14 protein-coding genes are annotated in these 18238 nt (G+C 61.1%); 9 read left to right on the plus strand and 5 right to left on the minus strand.

The window, feature by feature from the left end:
• Nucleotides 1-9: 9 nt before the first annotated feature.
• The 4 genes from fmt to ACIPO9_RS25140 all read left to right on the plus strand — a co-directional run bounded on the left by fmt (nucleotide 10) and on the right by ACIPO9_RS25140 (nucleotide 4123).
• Nucleotides 10-969: a methionyl-tRNA formyltransferase gene (fmt, locus tag ACIPO9_RS25125; RefSeq protein ID WP_400784100.1), complete on the plus strand. Its 960-nt coding sequence runs from the start codon at nucleotides 10-12 to the stop codon at nucleotides 967-969.
• On the plus strand, nucleotides 966-2285 hold the full coding sequence (gene rsmB / locus ACIPO9_RS25130; RefSeq protein ID WP_400784102.1) for a 16S rRNA (cytosine(967)-C(5))-methyltransferase RsmB: 1320 nt from the start codon (nucleotides 966-968) through the stop codon (nucleotides 2283-2285). Before fmt ends, rsmB begins: the two co-directional genes overlap by 4 nt.
• 131 nt (nucleotides 2286-2416) lie before the next feature.
• Complete coding sequence (trkA, locus tag ACIPO9_RS25135; RefSeq protein ID WP_400784104.1) at nucleotides 2417-3790, plus strand: Trk system potassium transporter TrkA; 1374 nt, start codon at nucleotides 2417-2419, stop codon at nucleotides 3788-3790.
• A 33-nt stretch (nucleotides 3791-3823) separates the two neighbouring features.
• Entirely contained in the window at nucleotides 3824-4123 is a 300-nt protein-coding gene (locus tag ACIPO9_RS25140; protein ID WP_400784128.1) for a tetratricopeptide repeat protein, read from the plus strand.
• Between the two features lie 151 nt (nucleotides 4124-4274).
• Here ACIPO9_RS25140 and ACIPO9_RS25145 read toward each other — a convergent pair whose 3' ends face one another.
• A complete protein-coding gene (locus ACIPO9_RS25145) occupies nucleotides 4275-5162 on the minus strand; it encodes a lysophospholipid acyltransferase (protein WP_400784106.1) in 888 nt (295 codons plus the stop codon).
• Between the two features lie 147 nt (nucleotides 5163-5309).
• Nucleotides 5310-5861 (minus strand): DNA-3-methyladenine glycosylase I, encoded by a 552-nt coding sequence (locus tag ACIPO9_RS25150; protein ID WP_400784108.1) that lies wholly within the window; start codon nucleotides 5859-5861, stop codon nucleotides 5310-5312.
• Nucleotides 5862-5943: 82 nt separating this feature from the next.
• Between ACIPO9_RS25150 and glyQ the strand changes: the two genes are divergently transcribed.
• The 4 genes from glyQ to ACIPO9_RS25170 are packed head-to-tail and all read left to right on the plus strand — an operon-like array spanning nucleotide 5944 to nucleotide 10337.
• Nucleotides 5944-6891: a glycine--tRNA ligase subunit alpha gene (gene glyQ / locus ACIPO9_RS25155; RefSeq protein WP_274132075.1), complete on the plus strand. Its 948-nt coding sequence runs from the start codon at nucleotides 5944-5946 to the stop codon at nucleotides 6889-6891.
• Entirely contained in the window at nucleotides 6888-8942 is a 2055-nt protein-coding gene (gene glyS, locus ACIPO9_RS25160) for a glycine--tRNA ligase subunit beta (RefSeq protein WP_400784110.1), read from the plus strand. The genes glyQ and glyS overlap by 4 nt, the downstream gene beginning before the upstream one ends.
• A 16-nt stretch (nucleotides 8943-8958) precedes the next feature.
• Nucleotides 8959-9510, plus strand: a complete 552-nt coding sequence (gene gmhB / locus ACIPO9_RS25165) for a D-glycero-beta-D-manno-heptose 1,7-bisphosphate 7-phosphatase (RefSeq protein ID WP_400610563.1) — start codon at nucleotides 8959-8961, stop codon at nucleotides 9508-9510.
• A gap of 56 nt (nucleotides 9511-9566) precedes the next feature.
• The gene (locus ACIPO9_RS25170) at nucleotides 9567-10337 is read left to right on the plus strand and encodes a 1-acyl-sn-glycerol-3-phosphate acyltransferase (RefSeq protein ID WP_274132078.1); all 771 of its coding nucleotides are present in this window, start codon (nucleotides 9567-9569) and stop codon (nucleotides 10335-10337) included.
• A 185-nt stretch (nucleotides 10338-10522) separates the two neighbouring features.
• On the opposite strand, the gene ACIPO9_RS25175 is transcribed toward ACIPO9_RS25170, so the two are convergent.
• Nucleotides 10523-11710: an MFS transporter gene (locus ACIPO9_RS25175; protein ID WP_400784111.1), complete on the minus strand. Its 1188-nt coding sequence runs from the start codon at nucleotides 11708-11710 to the stop codon at nucleotides 10523-10525.
• A gap of 49 nt (nucleotides 11711-11759) precedes the next feature.
• Nucleotides 11760-14408 (minus strand): MGH1-like glycoside hydrolase domain-containing protein, encoded by a 2649-nt coding sequence (locus ACIPO9_RS25180; RefSeq protein WP_400784113.1) that lies wholly within the window; start codon nucleotides 14406-14408, stop codon nucleotides 11760-11762.
• Between the two features lie 132 nt (nucleotides 14409-14540).
• On the opposite strand from ACIPO9_RS25180, the gene ACIPO9_RS25185 reads away from it, so the two are divergent.
• Nucleotides 14541-15761, plus strand: coding sequence for an acyltransferase (locus ACIPO9_RS25185; RefSeq protein ID WP_274132081.1), 1221 nt, complete (start codon nucleotides 14541-14543; stop codon nucleotides 15759-15761).
• Between the two features lie 55 nt (nucleotides 15762-15816).
• Here ACIPO9_RS25185 and gyrB read toward each other — a convergent pair whose 3' ends face one another.
• On the minus strand, nucleotides 15817-18234 hold the full coding sequence (gene gyrB, locus ACIPO9_RS25190; protein ID WP_274132082.1) for a DNA topoisomerase (ATP-hydrolyzing) subunit B: 2418 nt from the start codon (nucleotides 18232-18234) through the stop codon (nucleotides 15817-15819).
• Between the last annotated feature and the right edge of the window lie 4 nt (nucleotides 18235-18238).

Raw genomic sequence — 18238 nt, forward strand, 5'->3', positions numbered from 1 at the left:
GAGAAGCCCATGACTGAGCCACTGCGCATCGTCTTCGCCGGCACCCCGGAATTCGCCGCCGAACACCTCAAAGCCCTGCTCGACAGCCCTCATGAGGTGATTGCGGTCTACACCCAGCCTGATCGCCCGGCCGGACGTGGGCAAAAGCTGATGCCAAGCCCGGTCAAGCAACTGGCCTTGCAGCACCATATCCCGGTGCTCCAGCCGCCAACCTTGCGTGCCCCCGAGGCTCAGGCCGAACTGGCTGCGCTCGCGCCGGACCTGATGGTGGTGGTCGCCTATGGCCTGATCCTGCCGCAGGTGGTGCTGGATATCCCGCGCCTGGGCTGCATTAACAGTCATGCCTCGTTGCTGCCACGCTGGCGCGGCGCAGCGCCGATCCAGCGTGCCGTGCAGGCCGGTGATGCCGAAAGCGGCGTGACCGTGATGCGCATGGAAGCAGGCCTGGACACCGGCCCCATGCTGCTCAAGGCCATCACCCCGATCAGCCCCGAGGACACTGGCGGCACGCTGCATGACCGTCTGTCCGAACTGGGCCCGGTCGCCGTAGTGCAGGCCATCGCCGGCCTGGCCGATGGTTCGCTGGTGGGCGAGGTGCAGGATGACGCGCTGGCCAACTACGCGCACAAGCTGAACAAGGATGAAGCGCGCATCGACTGGACCCGCCCGGCCGATGAGCTGGAGCGTCTGGTACGTGCTTTCAACCCTTGGCCGATCTGCCACAGCACGCTCAACGGCGAAGCACTGAAAGTGCTGGCCGCGCAGGTCGCTCAAGGGCAGGGCGCGCCGGGCACGATTCTCGAAGCGAGCAAAGACGGCCTGACCGTCGCCTGTGGACAAAACGCACTGCGCCTCACTCGCCTGCAGTTGCCGGGCGGCAAGCCGCTGAACTTCACTGACCTGTTCAACAGCCGCCGCGAGAAGTTCGCAGTGGGCACGGTGCTGGGCCAAATGGTGGATAACCAATGAACCCGCGTCTGGCCGCAGCCCGCGCCCTGGCTGCCGTACTGAGCGGCAAGGCGTCGCTCAACAGTTCTCTGCCAGCCCAGCTGGACAAGGTCGATGATCGCGATCGCGGCCTGACCCAGGACCTGGCGTTCGGCACCGCCCGCTGGGAGCCGCGGTTGTCCGCACTTGCGGCCAGGCTGCTGCAGAAGCCGTTCAAGGCAGCCGACACTGATGTCCAGGCGCTGCTGCTGGTCGGCCTGTACCAGTTGTTCTATTCGCGGATCCCCGCTCACGCCGCCATCGGCGAGACGGTCGGCTGCGCGGACAAACTCAAGAAGCCTTGGGCCAAGGCGCTGCTCAACGCTGTGTTGCGTCGCGCCCAACGTGAGGGTGAAGCGCTGTTGACCGAGCTTGAGCACGATCCGGTGGTGCGCACCGCTCACCCGCGCTGGCTGCAAAAAGCCCTGAAAGCCGCGTGGCCCGAGCATTGGGAAGCCATCTGCGCTGCAAATAACGCCCACCCTCCGATGATTCTGCGGGTCAATCGCCGTCACAAGACCCGCGATCAGTACCTGCAATTGCTGGCCGACGCAGGTATTGCTGCGGCAGCCAGCGGCTTCAGCCAGGACGGCATTGTCCTCACCGAACCGGGCGATGTCCGCGGCTTGCCGGGTTTCGCCGAGGGCTGGATCAGCGTGCAGGACGAAGCCGCGCAACTGGCCGCCGATCTGCTGGAGCTGGCGCCGGGCCAACGGGTGCTCGACGCCTGCTGTGCACCGGGTGGCAAGACCTGCCATCTGCTGGAAGTGCAACCGGGCTTGTCGGGCGTGGTGGCGGTGGATCTGGAAGCCAAGCGCATGGTGCGGGTCAAGGAGAACCTCGACCGCCTGGGCCTGAGCGCCGAGTTGATCGCCGCCGACGCCCGTGCCACCGATCAGTGGTGGGACGGCAAGCCGTTCCAGCGCATCCTGCTCGATGCGCCGTGCTCGGCGACCGGTGTGATCCGCCGCCATCCCGACATCAAGCTGACCCGCCAGGCCGATGACATTCCTGCCCTGGCCACCTTGCAGGGCGAGCTGCTCGACGCGTTGTGGCCGACGCTGCAAGTGGGCGGCATGTTGTTGTACGCCACCTGCTCGACGCTGCCGACCGAGAACACCGAGGTGATCGAGGCGTTCCTGGCTCGCACGCCGGGTGCGCGGGAACTGGACATCGCCGGCCAGAACGGCAACCCGCCGCCGGGGCTCAAGCAGCCTCACGGTCGCCAGTTGCTGGCGCAGGAAGGCGGGCATGACGGGTTCTATTACGCCAAGTTGATCAAGATTTCCGCAGCCTGACCTGTAGGAGCGCGCTTGCTCTGGGCCGCATTCGGACGACCGCGGTGTGTCAGTCACATCCATGTTTCAGACATACCGCGGTCGCGGGCAAGCGCGCTCCTACAAGGCGGTAATTTTCAGGGAGAAGCTGATTGAAGATCATCATTCTCGGCGCAGGCCAGGTCGGCGGTACGCTGGCGGAACATCTGGCCAGCGAAGCCAATGACATCACCGTGGTGGACACCGACGCCGACCGTTTGCGCGCATTGGGTGACCGGCTCGACATTCGCACCATCCAGGGAAAAGGCTCGTTTCCCACCGTGTTGCGCCAGGCCGGTGCCGACGACGCCGACATGCTGGTGGCCGTAACCAGCAGCGACGAGACCAATATGGTCGCCTGCCAGGTCGCCTACACGCTGTTTCACACCCCGACCAAGATCGCCCGGGTGCGTGAATCCGCCTACCTGACCCGCGCCGGCCTGTTCGACAACGAAGCGATTCCGGTCGATGTGCTCATCAGCCCCGAGCAGGTGGTCACCAACTACATCAAGCGTCTGATCGAATACCCCAGCGCCCTGCAGGTGATCGACTTCGCCGAAGGCAAGGTCCAGTTGGTGGCCGTGAAGGCTTACTACGGCGGCCCTCTGGTGGGCCAGCAATTGCGTCAGTTGCGGGCGCACATGCCGAATGTGGACACGCGGGTCGCAGCCATTTTCCGTCGTGACCGTCCGATCAGTCCGCAAGGCGATACCGTGATCGAAGCCGATGACGAAGTCTTCTTCATTGCCGCCAAGGCGGACATTCGCGCCGTGATGGGCGAAATGCGCCGGCTGGACGAGAGCTACAAGCGCATCGTCATCGCCGGTGGCGGGCAGATCGGCGAGCGCTTGGCCGAAGCCATCGAAAACCGTTACCAGGTGAAGATCATCGAGATGAACCCGGCCCGTTGCCGTCATCTCTCGGACACCCTGGACAACACGGTGATCCTGCAAGGCAGCTCCTCGGATCGCGACCTGCTGATGGAAGAGAACATCGACAACGCCGACCTGTTCCTGGCGCTGACCAACGACGACGAGGCCAATATCATGTCCTCGCTGCTGGCCAAGCGGCTGGGGGCGAAGAAGGTCATGACCATCATCAACAACTCGGCGTATGTGGATCTGGTTCAGGGCGGGGAGATCGACATCGCGGTCAGCCCGCAACTGGCGACCATCGGCACCCTGCTGGCCCACGTGCGGCGCGGCGATATCGTCAGCGTGCACTCGTTGCGGCGCGGTGCGGCAGAGGCCATCGAGATCGTCGCCCACGGCGATGCACGGTCGAGCAAGGTCATCGGCAAGGCGATCAAGCACATCAACCTGCCGCCGGGCACCACCATCGGCGCCATCACCCGGGATGAACAGGTGCTCATCGCCCACGACAGCACGGTGATCGAGTCCGGCGACCACGTGATCATGTTCCTTGTGGATAAAAAGCATATCCGCGACGTGGAGCGGCTGTTTCAGGTGGGTTTGAGTTTTTTCTAAAGGAGACGCCGCGTGCTCGAATCACTGGAAAAAATGCTCGCCAAGGGCATGGACAATGCCTTGCTGCGGTTCGGCCTGGGCAAGGGGTATCTGGACGCAGGCGATCACCTCAAGGCAGTGGAGCACCTGCAGCGCTGCGTCGAATTCGATCCCAAGTACTCGGCGGCGTGGAAGCTGCTGGGCAAGGCGTGGCTGGCTTCAGGGGATAGCGATCAGGCGCGCAAGGCGTGGGAGCAGGGCATCGCGGCGGCGGTCGGCCATGGCGACAAGCAGGCCGAGAAGGAAATGACGGTGTTTCTGAAGAAGCTGGATCGTACGACCAAACTTCCGTAGGAGCGCGCTTGCCCGCGACCGCGGTGCGTCTGAAACATCGATTTGACTGACACTCCGCTGTCGCGGGCAAGCGCGCTCCTACAGGTTTTTGCGCGGAGTTCAGGTTTTGCGCGGGTTTCGGGGTGCGCGCGGGGTTCGGGTTTTGCGTTGGTCAATACCAGCGCGCCTCGCCCTCAGGCCGCTTTTTGAAGCGTTTCATGGTCCACATGTACTGGCTCGGATACGCCCGCACATACTTTTCCACTACCTTGCTCATCGCCGCCGCCGAGGTTTCGGCGTCGGTGCTGTACATCTCGTCCGGCGCGGCTTCCAGCACCACCTTATAGCCCGAACCATCTTCCAGGCGCATCGCGTGCAGGAACACCCCCACCGCCTTGCCACCGGCCAGCATGTTCGGCACGAACTTGCTGGTCAGCGCCACCGTCCCACAGAACGGCACGAAAATTCCCGCAGACTCTGCCGGCTCAGGGTCAGCCGGAATGCCCACCGAGCCCCCTTTGCGCACTTCCTTGATGACGCTCAGAATCCCTTCCTTCGTCGAGGCCGCCACACGGTTGCCCAGTTGCACGCGCTGCTTGCGCAGCAATTCGTCCACCGCCTTCAACTTGGGCGGGCGGTAGAAAATGATCGGTTTGCACTGGCTGCAATAGAAGTGGTTGAGCACTTCCCAGTTGCCCAGGTGGCTGGTGATGCCGACCACACCTTTGCCAGACGCCAGCGCGTCCTTGAGGATGTGCAGGCCTTCGACTTCGCGCACCAGATTGATCGATTTTTGAGCAGGCCAGATCCAGGCGCAGGCGCTTTCGGTCAGGGTCTTGCCGATGTCCATCAGGCTGCGGCCCGCCAGCGCTTCGAGTTCGGTGGGGCTCAGCTCCGGGAAACACTTGGAAAGGTTGATCCGCGCCACCTCACGGGAACGGTTGGGCAGCTTCCACATCAGCCAGCCGATGGCGGTGCCGACCCATTGCACCGCGCGCCACGGCAACAGGGCAAACAACCGCAATGCCCCGACCATCAAGGCGCCTTTGAACTTATCCACAGATCACTCCTGAATCGATGAGGCGGGCATTGTAACCACTCCTGCGGTCACGCGGACCTGTAGGAGCGCGCTTGCCCGCGATAGCATTGTTTCAGGCACTTTGATTTACCTGGCACACCGCAATCGCGGGCAAGCGCGCTCCTACAGTCAACCAACGAGCTGCGCGTACCGATCACAATCGGTCGTGTGGTCCATCACCATCCCCGTCGCCTGCATGTAGGCGTAGCAAATGGTCGGGCCGACGAAGGTGAAGCCCGCTTTCTTCAACGCCTTGCTCATGGCCTCGGCCTCGGGCGTGATGGCCGGGACTTCGCTGCGGTCCTTGAAGTGATTCACTTTGGGTTGGCCGCCCACAAAGGACCAGACAAACGTCACCGGGTCTTCAAGGCGCAGCCAGGCCTGGGCGTTCTTGCGCGCGCCGTTGAGTTTCAGGCGATTGCGAACGATGCCGGGTTCGAGCATCAGGGCTTCGATCTCGGCGTCGGTCATGGCGGCGATCCGGTTGACGTCGAAGTTGAACATCACTTCGCGGTAGCGGGCGCGCTTCTTCAAAATCGTGATCCACGAAAGGCCGGCCTGGAACCCTTCGAGCAACAGGAACTCGAACAGCATCTGCGCGTCGCGCAACGGCACACCCCACTCTTGATCGTGGTAGTCCATGTAAAGCGGATCTTCGTTGCACCAAAAGCAGCGTGGCATAGGGCTCCCAAGGGTGGAGGCGGCGCCGAATCGGGTATACTCCCGCTCTTTAAATCGCAGCCCCCCAGTACAGGTGAATTTCGTGAGCCAGCCTACGCCAGCCGTGCGTACCTTCCAAGACTTGATCCTCGCCCTCCAGCAATACTGGGCCGAGCAAGGTTGTGTGGTACTTCAGCCCTACGATATGGAAGTGGGCGCCGGCACTTTCCACACTGCAACGTTTCTGCGCGCCGTCGGCCCGGAAACCTGGAACGCCGCCTACGTCCAGCCGAGCCGTCGTCCTACCGATGGCCGTTATGGCGAAAACCCAAACCGCCTGCAGCACTACTACCAGTTCCAGGTGGTCTTGAAGCCCAACCCGGACAACTTCCAGGAACTGTACCTGGGCTCGCTCAAGCACGTTGGCCTGGACCCGCTGGTCCACGACGTACGCTTCGTCGAAGACAACTGGGAATCGCCGACCCTGGGCGCCTGGGGCCTGGGCTGGGAAATCTGGCTCAACGGCATGGAAGTCTCGCAGTTCACCTACTTCCAGCAAGTGGGCGGCATCGAGTGCTACCCGGTGACCGGCGAAATCACCTACGGCCTGGAACGCCTGGCGATGTACCTGCAAGGCGTCGATTCGGTCTACGACCTGGTCTGGACTGACGGCCCGTTCGGCAAAGTCACCTACGGCGATGTGTTCCACCAGAACGAAGTGGAGCAATCGACCTACAACTTCGAACACGCCAACGTCGACAAACTGTTCGAACTGTTCGATTTCTACGAAAGCGAAGCGATGCGCCTGATCGCAGCCGAACTGCCGCTGCCGAGCTATGAAATGGTCCTCAAGGCCTCGCACACCTTCAACCTGCTCGATGCCCGCCGCGCGATTTCCGTGACTGCGCGTCAGCAGTACATCCTGCGCGTACGCACCCTGGCCCGCTCCGTGGCCCAGGCGTACCTGATGGCCCGGGCCAAGCTTGGCTTCCCGATGGCTGCACCTGATATTCGTGACGAAGTGTTGGCTAAGCTGGAGGCTGCACAATGAGTGCTCAAGATTTCCTGGTTGAATTGGGCACCGAAGAACTGCCACCCAAAGCCCTGACCACCCTGGCCGAGTCGTTCCTGGCCGGTATCGAAAAAGGCCTGCAGGCCGCCGGCCTGACCTACAGTGCCAAGCAGGTCTACGCCGCGCCGCGCCGTCTGGCCGTGCTGGTAACTGAACTCGCGACCCAACAGCCGGACCGCAGCGTCAATCTGGACGGCCCGCCACGCCAGGCAGCGTTCGATGCCGAAGGCAACCCGACCCAGGCAGCCCTGGGCTTTGCCAAGAAGTGCGGCGTCGACCTCTCCGAGATCGATCAGAGCGGCCCGAAGCTGCGCTACAGCCAGAGCATCGCCGGCAAGCCGACGGTCAGCCTGCTGCCGACCATCATCGAAGACTCGCTCAACGACCTGCCGATCCCCAAGCGCATGCGCTGGGGTGCGCGCAAGGAAGAGTTCGTGCGTCCGACCCAGTGGCTGGTGATGCTGTTCGGCGATCAGGTTGTCGACTGCACCATCCTCGCTCAGCGCTCAGGCCGTGAATCCCGTGGTCATCGTTTCCATCATCCGGAAAACGTGCGCATCACCTCGCCTGCCAACTACGCCAGCGACCTGCGCGCGGCCTATGTACTGGCAGACTTCAACGAGCGCCGTGCGCTGATCAGCAAGCGCGTCGACGAGCTGGCCACCCAGCACGAAGGCACCGCGATCGTGCCGCCTGCGCTGCTCGACGAAGTGACTGCGCTGGTCGAGTGGCCGGTGCCGCTGGTGTGCTCCTTCGAAGAGCGTTTCCTGGAAGTGCCGCAGGAAGCCCTGATCACCACCATGCAGGACAACCAGAAGTATTTCTGCCTGCTGGATGCCGAAGGCAAGCTGCTGCCGCGCTTCATCACGGTGGCCAACGTCGAGAGCAAGGACCCGTCGCAGATCGTGCTGGGTAACGAGAAAGTCGTGCGCCCGCGCCTGACCGACGCCGAGTTCTTCTTCAAGCAGGACAAGAAGCAGAGCCTGGAGACATTCAACCAGCGCCTGCAGAACGTGGTGTTCCAGGCTCAACTGGGCACCGTGTTCGACAAGGCCGAGCGGGTTTCCAGGCTGGCCGCCTTCATCGCCCCACGCATTGGCGGCGACGCCCAGCGTGCAGGCCGTGCGGGCATCCTGTCCAAGTGCGACCTGGCGACCGAAATGGTCGGCGAATTCCCGGAAATGCAGGGCGTGGCGGGCTACTACTACGCGCTGGCCGATGGCGAGCCGGAAGACGTCGCACTGGCTCTGAACGAGCAGTACATGCCACGTGGCGCCGGCGCTGAACTGCCGAGCACCCTGACTGGCGCTGCGGTGGCCATCGCCGACAAGCTCGACACCCTGGTCGGCATCTTCGGCATCGGCATGCTGCCAACCGGTAGCAAGGACCCCTATGCACTGCGTCGCGCGGCGCTGGGCATCCTGCGCATCCTGATCGAGAAGAAGCTGGATCTGGACCTGATCAAGACCGTGCAGTTCGCCGTCACCCAGTTCGGTGCCAAGGTGAAATCCGCAGGCCTGGCCGAGCAGGTTCTGGAATTCATCTTCGACCGCCTGCGTGCGCGCTACGAAGACGAAGGCGTGGACGTGTCGGTGTACCTGTCGGTGCGTGCCCTGCAGCCGGGTTCGGCGCTGGACTTCGACCAACGCGTGCAAGCCGTCCAGGCGTTCCGCAAGTTGCCTGAAGCCGCAGCACTGGCCGCCGTGAACAAGCGCGTGTCGAACCTGTTGAGCAAGGCCGAGGGCAACATCGCCCAGACCGTCGAGCCCAAGTACTTCGACAACGCCAACGAGTTCTCGCTGTACTCGGCCATTCAGCAGGCAGACCAGGCCGTGGCGCCGATGTCGGCCAACCGTCAGTACAACGAAGCGCTGGCCCGTCTGGCAGCACTGCGCGAGCCTGTGGATGCCTTCTTCGAAGCCGTGATGGTCAACGCCGAAGACGCCAGCGTGCGTGCCAACCGTTATGCGTTGCTGGCGCGCCTGCGTAACCTGTTCCTGGGTGTCGCCGACATTTCCCTGTTGGGCTAACGCTGGAGCGCATGATTTGAAGCTGCTGATTCTCGATCGGGACGGAGTGATCAACGAAGACTCCGACGCTTACATCAAGTCGGTGGCCGAGTGGATTCCGATCCCCGGCTCGATCGAGGCGATCGCGCAGTTGAGCAAGGCCGGCTGGACGGTGGCAGTGGCCACCAACCAGTCGGGCATTGCTCGCGGTTATTACGACCTGGCTACCCTCGATGCCATGCACGCGCGCCTGCGCGAGCTGGTGGCAGAGCAGGGCGGCGAGGTCGGTCTGATTGTTTACTGCCCCCATGGGCCGGATCAGGGGTGCGAATGCCGCAAACCCAGGCCCGGCATGTTGCAGACCATCGCTCGCCATTACGGCGTGGATCTGCGCGGCGTGTGGTTCGTCGGCGACAGCAAGGGTGACCTGGAGGCGGCGGTGGCCGTCGACTCTCAACCTGTTCTGGTCATGACGGGCAAAGGTCAGAAGACGCGGAGCAACCCGTTGCCTGCGCAAACCCTGGTTTTTGACGATCTGGCGGCGGTTGCCGCAGAACTTATTCACAACAGCGCCCCGTTGAACGGCTGACCGGTCGTCCAGCGGCACGCTCAATCCGGGCTCTGCCCGTAATGGTAAAAGCAGCTATGTCGATAGTGCAGGCCATCAGGATCTTCTTCTTTTACCTGCTGCTGGGCACCAGCGCTCTGCTGTGGTGCTCGCTGAGTTTCTTTGTCGCGCCTTTTCTGCCGTTTCGTCTTCGCTACCGGTTCATCAATGTGTACTGGTGCCGCTGCGCGCTGTGGCTGACAAGGGTATTCCTGAACATCAATGTCCGGGTCACGGGCCAGGAGAACGTCCCGCAGACGCCTTGCGTGATCGTCTCCAACCACCAGAGCACCTGGGAAACCTTCTTCCTGTCGGCGCATTTCCAGCCGCTGAGCCAGGTGCTCAAGCGTGAACTGCTGTACGTGCCGTTCTTTGGCTGGGCCATGGCGATGCTGCGTCCGATTGCCATCGACCGCGGCAACCCGAAAGCTGCGCTCAAGATCGTGGCGAAAAAGGGCGATGAGTTGCTCAAGGACGGTGTCTGGGTGCTGATCTTCCCGGAAGGGACTCGCGTGCCTTACGGCCAGATCGGAAAGTTCTCACGCAGTGGCTCGGCCATGGCAGTGAATGCCGAAATGCCTGTGCTGCCCATCGCCCACAACGCAGGCAAGTACTGGGCGAAAGAAGGCTGGGGCAAAACGCCTGGCACCATCGACGTGGTGATTGGTGAACCGATGTACGCCGAGGGCACCGGCCCACGTGCAGTGGCCGCACTCAATGACCGTGTAGCCGCCTGGAACGAAGCCACTCAAAAGGCACTGGGCTCGCCCGCCACACCTGCACCCGTGGCGGAAAAATCACCCGTATGAATTGTGGATAACCTGTGCACCAATTGTTGGAGAATTTCTGAAATCGAAGCTAAGTCATTAATTTAGCTACTTATTTCTTGACGCTACTATTCACCCCAAAACGTGCATAAGTTTTTTCTGACAGCGCCTTACCTTCTCTGAAAACATCGGTCTTGAGCCCTCCCGGGCCAGGACCGATCGTGCCTTTACACCCTCTTGGCAGTCCTGGATATCCACAGATTGCAAAGGGCTGCCATTCCCACCAGCACCAACCCGCCACAGCCCGCAGCGACGAATCCCATCGCAGGGGAGAGGTGGTCAATCGCAAGCCCTACAAGCGGCGTGGAAAGCGTCTGACCGAGCCTGTTGGCCGAATCATGCAACCCCATCACCTCGCCCCGCACGTTGGCAGGCGCGAGCTTGGCGACCGCCTCGGAACCTGCTGCCAGCGTCGGCGTGCACAACAGGTTGTTGGGCAGTAACGCCAGCATCAGCCACCACCAGACCCCATCGAAGAACACCACCGGCAACAGCAACAGGCTCATGGTCAGCGCCAGGCGCAGTTGCGACCAGGAGCTGTGAACGGCGCCGTGCACGAAGCCCCCACAGATTGACGCCATGGCCATCGCCGCGATCACGTAGCCGGTGAATGCCACTTCACCGTTGGTGCGCAGTACCGCGATCAACGCAAGCTCGGTGCCGAACACCACGAACAGGGCACCGGCACTCACCAGCAGCACGCCCAGCAACTGGGGTGTCATCCAGGTCCTGATACTTGGCCGGACCGGGTCCGGATCCTTGGTCATTTCATCCGCGCTGCGTGTAGGCCAGTTCAGTGCATAGAGCGCGATGTAGGCCAACGCCCGCCAGACACCAATACCCACAAGGATGGCCGACGCCGAATAGGTGGTTATCAACAGGATCGCCACCGCCGGGCTGATCACGAACGACAGCTCGGTCAGCATCATGTTCAGCGTGTAGGCGGGGCGACGCTGATCCAGCGGGACCAGACTCGCCACGAACTGCCGCGCCAGGGAGCCGGTCGGCACCGTGGACACCCCCGCCAGGAACGCGAACGTAACAAACAGCGGGTAGTTCACTACGGGCAGCAGGCACCAGGCGATTGTGGATAACACGCCACTGACGGCGATCACCGGGCGCAGGCCGTGGCGATCGATCATCCGCCCCAGCATGGGCGAACCCACGGCAAAGCCCAGCGCAGTGGCCGTGCCCACCAACCCGGCATCGAAGTAGCTGCGGCCCATGTCGTTGAGCACGTGCAGGCTCAGCGTCAGGGTCATGACCGTCAGCGGAATGCCTGCCACGAACATGAACAGCGTGGCAGGCAGAACGCGAGGGATGGACAGCACTTTCTGGTATTTGCGAAACGACATCCGGGTACAGCTCCTTGGCCCGTGGTGTGGCGTGCATCAATCGCGCAGTTTATCCCTTTGGCTGCAACAGCAGGGCAACCAGCGCGCTCCAGCCGGTCTGGTGTGAAGCACCGAGGCCACGGCCATTCTCGCCATGGAAGTACTCGTGAAACAGCACCAGGTCGCGGCTCTGCGGGTCTATCTGTAACTGTGGATAACCCACCATGGACGGCCGGTTGCCTTCCTCGTCGCGTAGGAAAAGTCTGTTTATGCGGGCGCTTAGTCCGTCAGCCACTTCTTCGAGTGATGCCAGATACCCAGAACCGCTGGGGTATTCCACCGAGAAGTTCTCGTCGTAGTAGCGATGAAACTCACGCAGCGACTCGATCAGCATGTAGTTGAGCGGCATCCACACCGGACCTCGCCAATTGGAGTTGCCGCCAAACAACCGTGAATTCGACTCGGCAGGCTCATAGTCCGCAGACAGGGTGTTGCCGTTGATCTGCATGCTGAACGGCTGCTCGCCGTAGAACCGCGACAGGGAGCGTACCCCGTAAGGGGAGAGGAACTCGCTCTCATCGAGCATGCGGGCGATGAGATCCTTGGTACGCTGGCCGCGCAACAGGGCCAGCAGCAGACGGTTGCCTTTGCCCGGCTCGGTCCAGCGCGAGATCAACGCAGCCAGGTCCGGGCGATGGTGGAGGAAACCCAGGAGGCGTTCACGCAGCCCCTTGAGGCCTTCATGTTCGCGCTGTTCCAGCACGCGCACGGCGAACAACGGGATAAGCCCGACGAAGGATCGGAGCCGCACCGATTCACGCAGCCCGTCCGGGCGGTGCAGAACGTCATAGAAGAAACCGTCGTCATCGTTCCACAGCCCTTCCACGTCGTCTTTGTCGACCTCGTTGATCGCGCCGGCAATGTACAGGAAGTGTTCGAAAAACTTCACCGCGATGTCGACGTACACCTCGTTGTGCTGCGCCAGTTCCAGCGCGATGCGCATCAGGTCCAGCGCGTAACCGGCAACCCAGGCAGTGCCGTCGGCCTGGTCGAGCTGGTAGCCGGGGGCGAGGGCAGCAGAGCGGTCGAACAGGCCGATGTTATCCAGCCCCAGAAAGCCACCCTGGAAGATGTTGTGCCCTTCGGCATCCTTGCGGTTGACCCACCAGGAAAAATTCAGCAGCAGCTTGTGGAAAACTCGCTCGAGGAAATCGACATCGCCCTTGCCTGTCTGCGCCTTTTCCATCTGGTACACGCGCCAGGACGCCCAGGCATGTACCGGCGGATTGGCGTCGTCGAAGCGCCATTCGTAAGCTGGAAGCTGGCCGTTGGGGTGCATGAAACGGTCTTTGACCAACAGCAGTAACTGGTCCTTGGCAAAGCCGATATCGATCAGTGCAAAGGCCACCGCCTGAAACGCCAGATCCCATGAGGCGTACCAGGGGTACTCCCATTTGTCCGGCATGGAGACGATGTCGAAATTGCACAGATGCCGCCACTGACTGTTGCGGATGTGCGAACGCTCCCTGGGCAACGGCGGCTGGCCCGGGTCACCGTCGAGCCAGGCTTTCACGTCGAAGTAATAGAGCTGCTTGGACCACAACAGGCCGGCCAATGCCTGCCTCTGAACGTTGCGGGCGTCGGCGTCCGATAGATTGTGCTGCAGCGCGGCATAGAATTCGTCCGCCTCACCTCGGCGATGTTCGAACAGCGCCTTGGCATTCACCCGCGGGGAATCCGCCGGGGCGAATCGCAGATACACGCACTGCGACGCGCCGCCTTCGAGTTCCAGGAGAAAATGAGCAGCGACCTTGGTCCCGGAATCCCGGCGGATTGCCAGTGCATCGCCGGCTACCAGCCAGTCGTTGATCCCGTCCTTGAAAGGTCCCTCGGCAGGCAGATTGAAAAGCCTGCGGGTGTTGGTGCGGTTGTCGCAGAACAACCACTGACAAGGTTGTTGCCCGTGTCCCCATGCGGTGACGTGCTTGGCACCTTCGACTGGATGCAGCGCCAGGACCTGATCGTCTTGCAACGAGAGGGAAGGGCGCTTGTGTTCCGCGTCACTGCTCCAGATATCCCGCGCCCATAGCTGTGGCAACACATGCAGGCGAGCAGCCTGATCGGAGCGGTTGTGCACCGTCACCCGCATGAAGATGTCATCGGGGGCGTGCTTGGCGTATTCGATGCTTACATCGAAGTAGTGGTTGTCGTTGAACACGCCCGTGTCGAGGACCTCGTATTCGGGATCGTTCAAACCGCGGCGAGCATTTTCCTGAACCAGGTCGCTGTAGGGAAATGCAGCGTGAGAGTACTTGTACAGCATGCGCATGTAGGCGTGGCTCGGTACGCCATCGACATGAAAATACAGTTCCTTCACGTCTTCACCGTGATTGCCTTCGGCGTTGTTCAGGCCAAAGAGCCGCTCCTTGATGATCGGGTCCCGCTCGTTCCATAGCGCAAGGCCCAGGCACCAGTGCTGCGACTTGTCCGAAAAGCCCGCCAGCCCGTCCTCACCCCAGCGGTACGTTCGGCTGCGGGCGTGATCGTGGGGAAAGAAATCCCAGGCATCACCGCTGGCGCTGTAATCCTCCCGCACCGTGCCCCACTGCCGGTCGCTCAGATACGGTCCCCATTCCCGCCATTGTTCAGCGGCACTGTCCTTCAGCCGTTGGCCTTCCACAGTCTGTTGCAGTGTTGCGATACGCGCGTCGGCAGACATGGTGAGTTCCAGAATTTTCTTATTGATCGTTCCCCACGGAAAATCTATCGGGGAGCCGTTCTGGTCAATTTATTGGCAAGCAGCTTATTCAGTGGCCCATTGCCTATGGCAATTAGACGAATGATGAGCCGGGTGTATCGTTTCAACGTCGAAACACATTTCGTAACTCCTTCAGTATTGCGCATCGTTCGGCAGGAGAAGCGTCACGTTGTAGCCCTGATCGTGGGCGGAGGCGGTATGAATACATTGGGTGATCTGGCTAGCAGGCGAAACAACAACTTCAATCTGATCAGGATGCTCGCTGCCACCGCCGTGCTGATATCCCACAGTTATCCACTGGCACTGGGAAGCTCGGCGGTCGAGCCCTTGTCCTCATGGCTGGGCATCTCGCTGGGGGAACTGGCGGTCATTACCTTCTTTTGCGTCTCGGGCTTCTTCATCTCGCTGAGCCGTGACCGAGCCCCCACCGGGCTGGATTTTTTCGCGGCCCGCTTCCTGCGGATCTACCCCGGGTTAACCTTGGTACTCGTGCTCTGCGTCTTTGTGCTCGGCCCGATCTTTACGACACTCGGCACCGTGGAATATTTCCGCTCGGGCGCGATTTATAGCTACCTGAGCAATAACCTGATGCTGTTCAGCATGAAGTTCCAGTTGCCGGGTGTGTTCCAGGATAACCCTTGGCCTGGGATCAACGGATCATTGTGGACGCTGTTCTACGAGGTCACGCTGTATGTGCTGGTCGGTGCACTGGGGGCGTTCGCCTTCTATGCTCGCGGTCCGCGCTTCGCCGGTTTCCTGCTGGTGTACGCAGTCGCTTATGTCGCCTTCAAATACCTGCTCGCCCACACAACCCTGGTGAGCGAGATGCACCGTGCCCAGTTCTTGTTCACCTGGAGCCTGCCTTTCGTGATCGGCATGGCGCTCTACCGATACAGGGCGCATGTCCAGCACCGCCTGCTCTGGCTGCTGCCACTGGCCGCCTTGGCTGCAGGGACATACGGCACGCCATGGTTCTATGAGTGCTTCGTGCTGGCCTGGAGCTGGCTGATTTTCTACCTCGGCTTCGCCACGAACTCTTTCGTGGATCGCTACAACCAACTGGGGGATTATTCCTACGGCGTCTATATCTACGCCTTCCCTGTGCAGGAAATCCTCGCCCATGAACTCAAGGGAGTCGGCCCCATCAGCATGATGCTGCTGGCCTTTCCCATCGTGCTGATCCTGGCGATGTTCTCCTGGCACTTCGTCGAGAAGCCGGCCATGGCCAGACGACATTCATTTGCCGCTTACCTCAACGGACGTTTGAATGGGCTCAAGGCGTACTGGGTTGGCCTGAGAAAGGGCGCTGTCTGAAAAACAAAAACCCCGGTCATTTGCATGGCCAGGGTTTTGTTTCAGCGGGTGAACCTTAGAAGTCCAGGTTCGACACCGCCAGTGCGTTGGCTTCGATAAAGTCGCGGCGAGGTTCTACAGCGTCGCCCATCAGGGTGTTGAAGATCTGATCGGCAGCGATTGCGTCTTCGATGGTGACCTTGAGCATGCGGCGCACGGTCGGGTCCATCGTGGTTTCCCACAGCTGATCCGGGTTCATCTCGCCCAGACCTTTGTATCGCTGGATGGTGTGACGCTTGGTGCTTTCAGCCATCAGCCAGGCAAGCGCTTCCTTGAACTCGGTGACGGCTTTCTTGCGCTCGCCACGTTGTACATAGGCGCCTTCCTCCAGCAGGGTGCTGATCTGGGCACCGAGGGCGGTGACGGTCTTGTAGTCGTTGCTGCCGAAGAAATCGCGGTTGAAGGTGACGTAGTTGGACAGGCCGTGGGAGATCAGCTCGACCTCTGGCAGCCAGACGTTACGTTCACGGTCTTCGCGCAGGCTGGCTTTGTAGACCAGGCCCGACTTCTCGCCGTTGCGCAGACGCTCGTCGAACTTGGCCAGCCACTCTTGCATGGCGGTGTGGTTCGACAACTGCTCCAGCGTAACCGGCGGCAGGTAGACGAAGTGCTCGGTCAGCTCCTGAGGGTACAGGCGCGACAGACGCTTGAGCGTCTTCATGACCATGCGGAAATCGTTGACCAGCTTCTCCAGCGCCGCACCGGAAATACCAGGCGCGGATTCGTTCAGGTGCAGGCTTGCATCTTCCAGGGCCGACTGCGTCATGTACTCTTCCATGGCGTCGTCGTCTTTGATGTACTGCTCTTGCTTGCCTTTCTTGACCTTGTACAGCGGCGGCTGTGCGATGTAGATGTAGCCACGCTCGACCAGCTCCGGCAACTGACGGAAGAAGAAGGTCAGCAGCAGGGTGCGGATGTGCGAACCGTCAACGTCAGCATCGGTCATGATGATGATGTTGTGATAGCGCAGCTTGTCGATGTTGTACTCTTCGCGACCGATGCCGCAGCCCAGCGCGGTGATCAGCGTGCCGACTTCCTGCGAGGAAATCATCTTGTCGAAGCGCGCTTTCTCGACGTTGAGGATCTTGCCCTTCAACGGCAGGATGGCCTGGGTCTTGCGGTTACGACCCTGCTTGGCGGAACCGCCAGCGGAGTCACCCTCGACCAGGTACAGTTCGGAGAGGGCAGGGTCCTTCTCCTGGCAGTCAGCCAGTTTGCCTGGCAGGCCGGCGATATCCAGCGCGCCTTTGCGGCGAGTCATCTCACGCGCTTTACGCGCAGCCTCACGGGCGCGGGCAGCGTCGATCATCTTGCCGACAACGGCCTTAGCTTCGTTCGGATTCTCCAGCAGGAAGTCGGAGAAGTACTTGCCCATCTCCTGTTCGACAGCGGTCTTCACTTCGGAAGAAACCAGCTTGTCCTTGGTCTGCGAGCTGAACTTCGGATCCGGCACCTTGACCGAGATGATCGCAGTCAGGCCTTCACGCGCGTCGTCACCGGTGGTGGCAACCTTGTGCTTCTTGGCCAGACCTTCCTGTTCAATGTAGTTGTTCAGGTTGCGAGTCAGCGCAGAGCGGAAGCCCACCAGGTGAGTGCCGCCATCGCGCTGCGGAATATTGTTGGTGAAGCACAGCAGGTTCTCGTTGAAGCTGTCGTTCCACTGCAGGGCGATTTCCACGCCCACGCCATCTTCACGCTGAACGCTGAAGTGGAACACCTGGTTGACCGGGGTCTTGTTGGTGTTCAGGTATTCGACGAACGCACGCAGACCACCTTCATATTTGAAGAGCTCTTCCTTGCCGCTGCGCTCGTCGCGAAGAACGATGCCCACACCGGAGTTCAGGAACGACAGTTCACGAATGCGCTTGGCCAGGATGTCCCAGCTGAAGTGAATGTTCTTGAAGGTTTCAGCGGAGGGTTTGAAGTGGATCTCGGTACCGGTAGTGTCACTGTCGCCGACGATCTTCATGGGCTCCTGAGGAACGCCGTGAACATAGGTCTGTTCCCAGATCTTGCCACTGCGGCGCACGGTCAGGTTCAATTCTTCTGACAGTGCGTTAACCACGGAAACACCTACACCGTGCAGACCGCCGGATACTTTGTAGGAGTTGTCGTCGAACTTACCGCCGGCGTGCAGCACGGTCATGATGACCTCGGCTGCGGAAACGCCTTCTTCTTTATGCACATCGACCGGAATGCCGCGGCCGTTGTCGCGCACGGTGATGGATTCGTCCGGGTGGATGATGACTGTGATGTCGTCGCAATAACCGGCCAGTGCTTCGTCGATAGAGTTATCCACCACCTCAAACACCATGTGGTGAAGACCGCTGCCATCGTCCGTATCGCCGATGTACATACCGGGACGCTTGCGTACGGCATCAAGTCCTTTCAGCACCTTAATGCTGGACGAGTCGTACGTTTGATTTTCGCTCATGCAT

Source organism: Pseudomonas sp. NPDC090203, from assembly GCF_044746765.1.
Classification (GTDB): Bacteria; Pseudomonadota; Gammaproteobacteria; order Pseudomonadales; family Pseudomonadaceae; genus Aquipseudomonas; species Aquipseudomonas putida_AD.

Coding starts and splice junctions, on each gene's coding strand:
- ACIPO9_RS25175 (WP_400784111.1), bottom strand. CDS start 11,710: ATGTCGTTTCGCAAATACCAGAAAGTGCTGTCCATCCCTCGCGTTCTG.
- ACIPO9_RS25140 (WP_400784128.1), top strand. CDS start 3,824: ATGCTCGCCAAGGGCATGGACAATGCCTTGCTGCGGTTCGGCCTGGGC.
- ACIPO9_RS25180 (WP_400784113.1), bottom strand. CDS start 14,408: ATGTCTGCCGACGCGCGTATCGCAACACTGCAACAGACTGTGGAAGGC.
- rsmB (WP_400784102.1), top strand. CDS start 966: ATGAACCCGCGTCTGGCCGCAGCCCGCGCCCTGGCTGCCGTACTGAGC.
- glyS (WP_400784110.1), top strand. CDS start 6,888: ATGAGTGCTCAAGATTTCCTGGTTGAATTGGGCACCGAAGAACTGCCA.
- ACIPO9_RS25170 (WP_274132078.1), top strand. CDS start 9,567: ATGTCGATAGTGCAGGCCATCAGGATCTTCTTCTTTTACCTGCTGCTG.
- fmt (WP_400784100.1), top strand. CDS start 10: ATGACTGAGCCACTGCGCATCGTCTTCGCCGGCACCCCGGAATTCGCC.
- gyrB (WP_274132082.1), bottom strand. CDS start 18,234: ATGAGCGAAAATCAAACGTACGACTCGTCCAGCATTAAGGTGCTGAAA.
- ACIPO9_RS25150 (WP_400784108.1), bottom strand. CDS start 5,861: ATGCCACGCTGCTTTTGGTGCAACGAAGATCCGCTTTACATGGACTAC.